This is a genomic window from Pseudomonas sp. PS02290, from assembly GCF_029960075.1.
Taxonomy (GTDB): Bacteria; Pseudomonadota; Gammaproteobacteria; order Pseudomonadales; family Pseudomonadaceae; genus Aquipseudomonas.
Map to the genome: position 1 here is coordinate 1 of NZ_JASCOY010000155.1, position 7,958 is coordinate 7,958.

Consider the following 7,958-nt stretch of genomic DNA (forward strand, 5'->3'; position numbering starts at 1 on the left):
CAGTGGGCCGAGCGGCATGGATGCCGCGAGAGCGCCGCTAGGACATGGATGTCCGTTCGGCGCGGGCCCACGGAGCGTCGTCGGAGTGAGGGTATTCCGACGAAGGAGGAACCCAGCCAGGAGCAAGCACCCTTGGTTACTTGGGGTGCTTTTCCAAGTAACTCGCCGAAGGCGAAACAGAGGCCGTTAGGCCGACGCTCTTGATCTTGATCTTCAACCGCGGTAGTTCAGTTTCCGCTGTTTCAGATACTCGACAACAGCCCTCTGATCTCCGGCAAACTCGATCCGGGGGTTCTTGCTGTCCCGCTGAAACGCATACATCGGATCGTAATACTCACCCAACATCCCGCTGATCCAGCCCCGGTGCTCATCCACCGCCCCGCTGCGCGCCTGCTCAGCCAGCGCACTGTCCATGATCGCCGCCAGCCGCTGATAACGCTCACCGCCCAACCGCCGAACGATACTCGACAGGCTTTGCTTCAGCCGCTCGGCGTACGCCGCAAAACCCGCTTCCACGCCCTGCACGGCGATGAACTCGGCACACAGATCCGTCACATAATCCTTCAGAATCCGCTCGACCCGGCTGTCAAAACTGTCCTCCAGCCACACCAGCGGCGCGTCCTGCATCGTCCGGTACAACTCAAGGGGGACCGCACGACTGCCCACGATCCGCCCTTCATCCTCGACCACGAACTGATTCAGGTGCCGGGCGCGCTTCTTCAGGATGTCCACGGCGAGCAGGTTCTCGAAATCGATCTGCCCCGGCTGCGGCGTTGCGTGTTTGCCGAAGCTCGAGCCGCGATGGTTGGCATGGCCTTCCAGATCCAGCCCGTTGTCGAGCTGCTGCAGCACCTCGGTCTTGCCGCTGCCGGTCAGGCCGCCGATCAGCACGAAATCGCACTCGACCACGGCCTGCTCGGTCACCTCGATCAAAAAGCTGCGCATCGCCTTGTAGCCACCGATGACCCGGGGGTACTCGATGCCCGCTTCGCTCTTGAGCCATTGCTGGGTGATCTGCGAACGCAGACCGCCGCGAAAGCAATACAAAAAACCGTCGGGATGGTTGCGGGCAAAACTCGCCCATGCCTCGATCCGCGCCTCTTTCAAGTCGCCTGACACTAATTTGTGGCCCAGTTCGATGGCGGCTTGCTGCCCGTCCTGTTTGTAGCTGGTGCCGACCTTCTGCCGCTCGACGTCGTTCATCAGCGGCAGATTGATCACGCCGGGAAACGCGCCTTTGGTGAATTCAACCGGCGCACGCACGTCCATCATCGGCACGTCGTTGAGGAAAATCTCCCGCAGGTCGGCGCTGTTGTCGCGCATCAGAACACCTCGACCGCAAGTGGCTGTCGCTCCACCAGTTCGCCGATCGGCGCAAGGCTCAGGCCCAGTTCGTCGGCCATTGCCAGGAACGCCGCTTCTTCGGCCGGCTCGACGGCAATCAGCAGACCGCCGCTGGTTTGCGGATCGCACAGCAGCAACTTCTGCGCGTCAGTCAACGCGCCGATGCGCTCGCCATAGCTGTCGTAGTTGCGGTGGGTGCCCCCGGGGATGCAATCCTGCTCGATGTAGAAATCGACGCTGCCCAGACGCGGGACGGCGGCAGCATTCAGTCGTGCAGTGACCTGACTGCCGTCGGCCATCTCGACCAGATGCCCGAGCAAGCCGAAGCCGGTGACGTCGGTCATGGCAGTGACGCCGGCCAGTCGGGAGAAACGGCTGCCGGGCTTGTTCAGCGTGCACATCACGTCACGGGCCAGGCCGATGTCTTCGTCGCGCAGCAGGCCTTTTTTCTCGGCGGTGGTGAGGATGCCAATGCCCAGCGGCTTGGTAAGGAACAGCTTGCAGCCCACAGTCGCGGTGTCGTTGCGCTTCATGAAGCGCTTTTCCACCAGCCCGGTCACGGCCAGACCGAAAATCGGCTCGGGCGCGTCGATGGAGTGACCGCCCGCCAGCGGGATGCCCGCCGCGTCGCACACCGCACGCCCGCCACGGATGACTTCGCGGGCGATTTCCGGGGCCAGCACATTGACCGGCCACCCGAGAATGGCGATGGCCATCAGTGGGTCGCCGCCCATGGCGTAGATGTCGCTGATGGCGTTGGTCGCGGCGATGCGGCCGAAATCGAACGGGTCGTCGACGATGGGCATGAAAAAATCGGTGGTGGACACGACGCCCTTTTCGTCGTCGATGGCATACACCGCCGCGTCATCGCGGGAGGCATTGCCGACCCACAGGCGCGGGTCGAGGTTCTGCGCGCCACTGCCGGCGAGGATGGTTTCCAGCACCTTGGGCGAGATCTTGCAGCCACAGCCGGCGCCGTGACTGTATTGGGTAAGACGAATCGGGTCGGTCATGGGAAAGCCCCTGAGTTTCAAGGCGCCGAAGTCTAACAGAGGCGCCAGTGGGTTGAAGATTTGCTGGATGGCTGGATGGCTGGATGGCTGGATGGCTGGATGGCTGGATACGCGATTTGGCAGGACCGGCTTCAGCCGGCAAAACATTTGATGTCACACCGCAAAACTGATGGTGTCCACACCGGCCTCTTCCCGGCTAAAGCCAGTCCTACCGTTAAAACCGCGTGCTGTCAGTAGGACCGGCTTCAGCCGGGAAGGCGTCAAATGCCACACCGCAAATTGATGGCTTTCCTCAGCCCTTCGCCATCCGCCGTGCCGTCAGCACCTGCGCCAGCATCAACGCACCCACGCACAGCAATGCCTCGCGCAAGCCAATCACATGGGCAGCAAAACCAATCAACGCGGGCCCCAGCAGAATCCCGCAGTAGCCGATCCCGGTAATCACTGCGATCGCCAGGCCCGCGGGCATTCTGGTCTGCGCACCGACCACCGAGCAGTAGACCGGAAACGTATTGGACAACCCCAGCCCGATCAGCGCGAAGCCCAACAGGAACAGCGGCCAGGGATCCAGCAGGATGGCCATGGCAAACCCGACCATCACCAGCAGCCCGCCGCCGATCAGCAGGTTCACCGCGCCGAAGCGGTTCCTCAACCAGTCCCCGGAAAAACGCCCCGCTGCCATGGCCAGGGAGAAGACCGCGTAGGCGCCGCCAGCCACCGACACATCGATCTGGTGCATCCGGTTCAGGAACACGGCGCTCCAGTCCAGCATTGCGCCCTCCACGAGCAGCGCGATGAAACAGAGAATCCCGACGATGACCACCTTGGTGGTCGGCCGAGCGAACGGCGCTGATGGGTCGTCCGCGCCATGGGGCACCAGGTAGCGCGCGTGCCAGAGCAACATCCCGCCAATCAACGCCACCACCACGGCCACCGCCAGTAACGGCGACGCGCCCAGCCACAGCAGCAAGGTCATCAACAGCGCACTGCTGATGCCGCCGAGGCTGAACAGCCCGTGGAACCCCGACATCATCGGCCGCCCGTGATCGCGCTCGACCATCAGGCCCTGCACGTTCATCGCCACATCGATGCTGCCCAGCCCCGCGCCGAACACCGCCAGGGCCACTGCCAGCGCCGGCAGGGAAGACAGCGTAGCGAGCAACGGCAGCATGCAGCAGATCAAGGCGCCGCCAATCAGCGAAACAAAGCGGCAGCCCTTGCGCGTGGTGAGCATCCCTGCCAGCGGCATCGCCAGCATCGAACCGAGGCCGAAGCACAACAGCAGCAGGCCAAGCTGGGCTTCTTCAAGCCCGGCGCGGTCGCGGGCAAAAGGCACCAGCGGCGCCCACGCGCCGAGGGACATCCCGGACAGCAGGAACGTCAGGCGATAACTCCACAGGTGAACGAAGACAGGGGCACGAACGGATTGAGCAACTGACACAGAAAACGACCTGAACAGGTCTGCGCGAACGGCAGACGGTGAAAAAAAGTGATCCCTCACTGCACGCATTCCCTCGCAGGACCGGCTTTAACCGAGAAGAGGCCAGCCCGTACACCCTCACTTCAGCGGTGTGACGACTGACGCTTTCCCGGATGAAGCCGGTCCCACTAAGCAAGGCCCGTTTACATCATCGGTGCCGCCATGCTGACCACGCGCAGCGCCAGGCCTTCATAGGCGTCCAGTGTGATGGTGAATTCGCCCTCTTCAGTCAGGTCGCCTTCTACCCGCTCGTTGATGATGTCCACCACCGGCCCTGGGGCGATGCCCGGCAGGTGCAGGGTCTCGACGATGGCCTCCGCGCTGAAGTTCAGCGCAGTGATCTGCGTACCCTTCCCGGCCGGCAGTTCGTGAACCATGATCAGCAACCCCGGGTGTTCGACGTCCGGAATCAGAATCTGCCGGCTGGCAGCGATGTCGTAGGCGCGGCGCACGGCCAGCAGCTTTTTCAACTGCGAGGCGAACGAATCCGGGCGCTTCAACTGTTCAGGGAGGCTGCCGTACAGCGCCCGTGCCCGGGGCATGCCACCTGCCGAGACTTCGCAGTCCGGGTCCATGTCGACCAGGTCATAGCCACCGCGATGGATCCAGCGGGTATCGCCATCACCCATCAGGTGCTCCACCTGCTCGGCCGGCAGGGGCAGTGCGCCCACCAGGTCCCAGCCCGACAGCGCGAACACGCCCGGTTGCATGGCGTTGAACATCACCAGCAGCAAATGAATGTGCTGGATCTTGTCGATGTCGGCGGCGGTCATGCTGTCCAGCTCGCGAATGCCCAGCGCTGCGGTGATGATGCTCGCCGTCGTGCAGGACACGCCGTTGGTGACGAACTTCAGGTTGTACGGTGCGTGCTCGCCGGCCAGACGCTCGTACATCTCCTCGCGGATGTGCTCGCGCAGGATGTTGCCCGGGAACGTCTGGCCCTGATACAGGTACTGATCGTGAGCATGCAGCGTCCAGAAATGCACCAGCTCCAGGGTCAGTTCATCGTGGTTCTGCAGCGCGTGAATCAGCGACGCAGGGTCGATGCCGAACTCATGCACCTGACGCAGCATCAGCCGCAGAAACTCCGTGCGGCCGGTGAGCAGGGCATGCTGATACGCCGGACGGGTGATGAAGTCGTAGGAAAGATCGGCGCCGCCGTGGGACATCGCCGCGATGTCGTCGATGGTCAGGTTCAGCTCCTGGAAGCTGAAACCGCCGGCCTTGCGAATGGCGCCTGCGAGCAACTGGTTGCCGGTGATCGACAGCGGGTGGCTCTCGGACCACGCCGTGCCGTCGGCCTTGCGTTCGACGCCGAGGAAGCCGTTGGCGTCCAGACGCAACACCCGCGCGCCCATCACGTCGATGGCGTGCAAGGCGTCGCCGATGATCATCTGCTGCGCGGCGAAACTCGGGTCCAGCCAGTTCAGCGACGGCTGGCCTTCTTTGAAGTAATGCAGATAGACCCAGCGGCGGTCCTTGCCGTCGACGCCGGTGACGATGGGCGTGGCGCTCCAGTCGGTCTCCTTGACGCCGGGTTCGAAGAAGATCACCCGCTGCAACTGGCCGACGATGTAATGCTTGTCGCGCAGGGCATCGACGGTAGCAGGCTGCAGGTTGACAGCGTCGCGGCCGGCCGGGACTTCCGGCAGCAGCGACCAGTCTTCTTCCTTGATTTCCACCATGTGGTAGAGGCCCGGGTACTCTTCGTAGGCCATCTCGGCCAGGCGGAAGTCCGCGCCCTTGCCGGTGTGGGACGGGATCACGTCATCGACGACGATCGCGTTGTGCGCCGCGGCGATGCGGCTGAGGTTAAGAAACTGGGCGTCGGTGCCCAGGGACGAATCCACCTCGAAGCTGATGCGGTCGAAGTTGCCGTCAATGCTCGGGGTGCGCTCGCGGCCTTTCAAACCGCCGGAGGCTTTCAACGGGCCGTTATGAATGCCCTGGATGCCGATTTCCGACAGCGCGTGCCAGAGCTGCTCATCGCCCAGCGCTTCGAGCACCGAGCTGCCATCGCGGGTGATGATCGACGCCGGGTAGGCGGTGAACCAGACCGAGCCGATGGCCGAAGCGTCCCGTGGGCGGGCCTGGGCGTAAGGCCGCTGCCAGAGACGGCCCTGGCCGCCATACAGTTTTGCGCGTTGCTTTGCGGCGTTGAGCATCGATTGCTCAACCAGCCATTCCACGTACTGCTTGTCCGGGGTGGTCATGTGTTCGGGGTTCCATCTTCAAGTGGATGGGAGCGGCGGCCCAGGGCTCTGCGAGCGCTGTCCGGACCGTCCTGCCTGTGCGTGTCAGGTTTATGCCTAACTCTAAGAGCACCTTGGCGCGTAAACGTTGCATCGGTTGCTGTCACGCGCGCGGCTGCACTGGCTAAAATCCACCGGCGTGCATCCGCACCGTCGGCGCTGTTCAGGGGTTTGCGTGGAATTACACATCGTTATCGAGGGCCGCAAGGACCTCGCCCATCAAGTTTATGAACAGCTGCGCGACAGTATCGTGTCCGGCCGGCTGGCGGCAGGTGTTCAATTACCGCCCAGTCGCCTGCTGGCGGCGCAACTGGGGCTGTCGCGCAAAACCATTTCCGACACCTACAGCCGACTGACCTACGAAAACTACCTCGTCGGCAAGGTCGGCAGCGGCACGTTCGTCAACGCCTTGAGCGCTTACAGCCCGACTCGGCCGGCGCCTTCGCCGCTGGCCAGCGCCCACATTGTGGCGAAATGGGAGCGCATCTCCCTGCCCCTGCGCCACCCGACCCGCGCGGGCACCCTGCGCTACGATTTTCTCGGCGGCGCGACGGCGAAAACCCAGTTCCCCCATGACGAGTGGCGGCGCTGCGTGCACCACGCGGTGCGGCAGATGTCCACCGAACGCGGCTTCTACAGCCAGCCCGAAGGCCTGCCCGCCCTGCGCGCCGCCATTGCCGGGCACATCGCCTTTGCCCGCGGCGTCCGCTGTGTGGCCGATGACGTGGTGGTGTGCAATGGCGCGCAACAGGCCCTGGACCTGATCGCTCGCGTGCTGATCGAACCCGGCAGCCGCGTGGCCGTGGAAGATCCCGGATACACACCTGCGCGCCTGCTGTTTGCCGCCCAAGGGGCCGAGGTGACCGGCGTGTCGGTCGACAGCGAAGGCATCATCGTCGATGAGATTCCCGACAATGTCTGCGCCATCTACGTCACCCCTTCCCACCAGATGCCGCTGGGCATGCCCATGAGCCTCGCGCGCCGCCACGCCCTGCTGGAGAAGGCCCGGCGGATCGGCGCGATCATCATCGAAGACGACTACGACAGCGAATTCCGCTACGAAGGCCGTCCCACTGACTCGCTGCAAAGCATGGACGAGCACGGCGTCGTGGCCTACGTCGGCACCTTTTCGAAAACCCTGCTGCCGGAACTGCGCCTGGGGTACGCCGTGCTGCCGGCGGCGATCCTCGAAGCGGTGATCAAAGCCAAGCAACTGACCGACTGGCACACCTCGACCCTGCCGCAATGGGCGCTGAGCAAATTCATCAGCGAAGGCCTGCTCAACAAACACATCCGCCGCTGCCACAGCACCTACGCCGGGCGCCGCGAACGCATCCTGGCACGCATCGCCGGTGATCTGGCGCCCTGGCTGGAAACCATTCCGTGCACGGCGGGGTTTCACATGGCGGTGATGCTCAAGCCCTCGCTGCTGCCTGCGATCGACCTGCACATCCTGGTCGACCGCGCCCGGGATACCGCGCTGGGCCTCTACCCCCTCCACGGTTTCTACAGCGAAGCGCCACCCCGCGACGGCCTGATGCTGGGCTTCGGTGCGATTGACCTGCTCGACATCGACCCGGCGCTGGACCGGTTGCGGGATCTGCTGATGGGGTTTGGTTGATCGGGGAAATCGAAGGCGCTCCCACCGGCCCCTTCCCGGCTGAAGCCGGTCCCACAAAAAGCAGCGCGCGCATTCACTAGGACCGGTTTTAGCCGGGAAGCTGTTGATCTTGATCTTCATACACAAAAGGTTCAAACACCGAAGAACGCGACTTGGGTGCAGGCTGAACGCAGGTCTCGCGGAGTGGGCCGAGCGGCATGGATGCCGCGAGAGCCGCCCCCCGCCATGGATGGCGGATGGCGGCGGGC

General features: G+C 63.8%; 5 protein-coding genes. 1 reads left to right on the forward strand and 4 read right to left on the reverse strand.

Going from position 1 to position 7,958, the window contains the following annotated elements; all coding sequences use genetic code 11:
- Window positions 1-213 precede the first annotated feature (213 nt).
- The 4 genes from mnmH to treS form a co-directional block, all read right to left on the reverse strand.
- Entirely contained in the window at window positions 214-1,323 is a 1,110-nt protein-coding gene (mnmH, locus tag QMX88_RS28070) for a tRNA 2-selenouridine(34) synthase MnmH (protein ID WP_282373511.1), read from the reverse strand.
- Window positions 1,323-2,357: a selenide, water dikinase SelD gene (selD, locus tag QMX88_RS28075; protein ID WP_282373512.1), complete on the reverse strand. Its 1,035-nt coding sequence runs from the start codon at window positions 2,355-2,357 to the stop codon at window positions 1,323-1,325. The genes mnmH and selD overlap by 1 nt, the downstream gene beginning before the upstream one ends.
- A 292-nt stretch (window positions 2,358-2,649) precedes the next feature.
- Window positions 2,650-3,798 carry an MFS transporter gene (locus QMX88_RS28080; RefSeq protein WP_282373514.1) on the reverse strand — a complete coding sequence of 383 codons (1,149 nt, stop codon included), beginning with the start codon at window positions 3,796-3,798 and terminating at the stop codon, window positions 2,650-2,652.
- 182 nt (window positions 3,799-3,980) lie between these two features.
- Window positions 3,981-6,050: a maltose alpha-D-glucosyltransferase gene (gene treS, locus QMX88_RS28085; protein ID WP_282373515.1), complete on the reverse strand. Its 2,070-nt coding sequence runs from the start codon at window positions 6,048-6,050 to the stop codon at window positions 3,981-3,983.
- Between the two features lie 214 nt (window positions 6,051-6,264).
- Here treS and pdxR point away from each other — a divergent pair, with 214 nt between their 5' ends.
- The gene (gene pdxR / locus QMX88_RS28090; protein ID WP_282373516.1) at window positions 6,265-7,710 is read left to right on the forward strand and encodes a MocR-like pyridoxine biosynthesis transcription factor PdxR; all 1,446 of its coding nucleotides are present in this window, start codon (window positions 6,265-6,267) and stop codon (window positions 7,708-7,710) included.
- Window positions 7,711-7,958 lie beyond the last annotated feature (248 nt).

Bases quoted from the DNA above. Each gene is read 5' to 3' on its own strand.
- selD (WP_282373512.1), bottom strand. From the start codon at position 2,357: ATGACCGACCCGATTCGTCTTACCCAATACAGTCACGGCGCCGGCTGT.
- treS (WP_282373515.1), bottom strand. From the start codon at position 6,050: ATGACCACCCCGGACAAGCAGTACGTGGAATGGCTGGTTGAGCAATCG.
- mnmH (WP_282373511.1), bottom strand. From the start codon at position 1,323: ATGCGCGACAACAGCGCCGACCTGCGGGAGATTTTCCTCAACGACGTG.